We start from the raw sequence: 2,517 nt of genomic DNA, 5'->3' as shown, positions 1-2,517 counted from the left end.
CAAGCTGCTGTGCAACCAGCAGGTTTCCCCGTAAGCCATATAATCATTTGAACAACGTTGGTTTTAGAGTATCCCGGTCTGGATTGTAAGAATCATCGCAAAAGTACGCCATGAATTAGCCGGTTTGGTTTATCTAAGCTAAATCTCTAGCTAAAGAAAGCTCACATTCTGGTAGACGAAGATCAGGGTCTATGCCTACTTTTGATATGTGTTTTGTCACTTGTTTGCGCCATAAATAATCTGCTATATATGGATGTGCAAACGTTTCATACCGATCATAAGTATAGCATTATCACAAACTAAATATTAAAGTTGTGGTTCAGATTAGTGACTAAGTTCTGGGAGTAGTTATATCTGAACTATACATCAATTCTTAGGGTTTGATCAATATATAATATAGCTTATGCCAATATGATTATTATGGCTTTATAACTTTGGTGTAGAGTGTGCCTCCACTGGCAGAACCAAAATATCCCAATGCGTTTTGCACTCCGCCATGAAGATAACCCTCAGGCATATAGTTATATCGATAATAGTTATCATCCGTTATGAACAAAGATATTCTGTAGCGACCATAAAAAATGAAGCCCTGCCGATAGTCTTTCAAGACGATGAGATGGTCATCGTAGTCTGCTTGAAGATCTGCACTAAATCTGCCCAAAAATCTTATTCGACGGATTCCTTCTCCGGCTGCATTGTAGGCTTCTTCCATTTCTTGGGGAGGATTGGTCTGACCCAGTATTGGAGATGTAAACTCCAATGAAGTGCTAAAGTTTTCCAGGCAAAACATTTCTGCCATCATATTATATACTCCGCTATGTTCAGCCAGATTTAACGCCAAAGGATAGCGATTATCCGATTCGCTATATGCCAGCTCGGGTATATCCTGCAAGGAGTATGAGTATCCCTCACCCGATATGGCATGCCCGTAATAATCTTTAAGCACAGATGCCATTGGCGGTACTGTTGTTTGTGCGCTTATCAATTTGTCATATCCAGGAATTCTTACCTCAATCCGATAACTTTCCATGGGTAAGATGATATTCGCATTAGGATCCACCCATTTAAATTTCATTTCAGTTTGGTCGAATACCGGCTGTAAGCTAAAACTTTTTTGAGTGCTTAGTTCTACTATTTCAACTTGAGCATTCTCAACGAACATTTCTGTAGGATTCCAGTTATCTATGGATGAACTTTTTGTTATGTACAATGGGTGTTCGTTATTGATGCTCTTTCCAGCTTGCAGAAGTGCTGCGATACTATAGACGTCACCTTCAAAGCGAGGTTCCGAAGTAAAACTGTCGCAAGCGCCAAGGCATATTAGTAGTGCTATTACAACTATATATTTTACCATTTTACGTTTACTCCTATGAAGGGTAAAAAGGGAAACTGACCGCTATCTTCTGCCTTCAGTTTTACGCTATCTTCTGTTTCAATATCCAATGAATATGCTCGATATCCTACATTCTTACGGTTAAAGACGTTTATTATCTCAAAGTATGGTTCTATCGAGCCCCAGCTTTTGTGCCATTCATACTTTGTGCTCAAATCCAACCGGCAATATGTGGGCAGGCGATCACGATCCTTGTATGAATAGATTAATTGATAATCCGTGCCGTCATAATAAACTCTTTCTGGTTTTTCTGTAGGTTGCCCGGAGTTTAAACTCAAGTTTATTCCCACCTTAAAATCTGCTCCCAATACCTGTTTTCCGGTATTCTCACTCACATTGAAGGTTTGCACCAAAGAGAGTGCATAAGAACGGTCGTATTTGGGATAGTAGGGTTGTGCTTCGTGAGTATAAGGATCCACATTCAAGCCTTCCATTGTTCGCTGGGTTTTGCTTAGAGTTAAGCCCACAAAGCCTTCCAAGCCTTTCCAATCTGTACGTAATAGTAAATCAGCGCCATAGGTGTATCCCTTTCCCACATGGAATGTATCAGCAAGCTCTCCGGTTTCGTTATCCCAATCATAATCTGTAGCCACATCATATTCCAAAATACGATCGTAGCTCTTATAATAGAGCTCACAATCCAATGCCAATCCATCTGTAAATTGATTCTTATATCCGAGTATTAGGTGGTGACTGCGACCTGGTTTTAAACTGCCATCTAAGGGAAACCATACATCGAAAGGAGTGCTCATATCTGCAGACATCAAGGTCATATATTGATGATACAAACCATAGCTTGCATAAATACTCTCTGCTAAATCCAATCGTCGCCGAATGGAAAAGCGAGGCTCAAAATTTGCATAACTGGCATCGGGAATTTGATCCAGATTGATGCGCATTGTCCGATACCAATTCAATCGTAAACCCGGCTGCAAACTCCATAATTCATCCAAATCCCAAGTATCTTGCACATAAGCACTACTCATCAAAGAGCTTACATCTACATCCGGCAAAGATGATGGATCGTATTGATATGTAGTATTCATCTTCAACCAAGTTTGATTGTATTTTAGTTCCCAGCCAAAATCTGTTTGATGTGCATTGTTGGGCTTCCAGCTAAATAT

The 2,517-nt window shown here is 40.0% G+C and carries 2 protein-coding genes; both read right to left on the bottom strand.

Features of this window, described 5'->3' with window-relative positions; all coding sequences use genetic code 11:
* Nucleotides 1–418: 418 nt before the first annotated feature.
* Nucleotides 419–1,354 carry a hypothetical protein gene (locus LHW48_04680; protein MCB5259757.1) on the bottom strand — a complete coding sequence of 312 codons (936 nt, stop codon included), beginning with the start codon at nucleotides 1,352–1,354 and terminating at the stop codon, nucleotides 419–421.
* The coding region (locus LHW48_04675) for a TonB-dependent receptor (GenBank protein ID MCB5259756.1) at nucleotides 1,348–2,517 on the bottom strand (1,170 nt) is incomplete at its 5' end. The genes LHW48_04675 and LHW48_04680, both read right to left, overlap by 7 nt.

It is taken from the genome of Candidatus Cloacimonadota bacterium, from assembly GCA_020532355.1.
Lineage (GTDB): Bacteria > Cloacimonadota > Cloacimonadia > Cloacimonadales > Cloacimonadaceae > UBA5456.
Note: the sequence above shows the minus strand (reverse complement) of the source record. Positions and strands in the feature narration are given on the sequence as shown.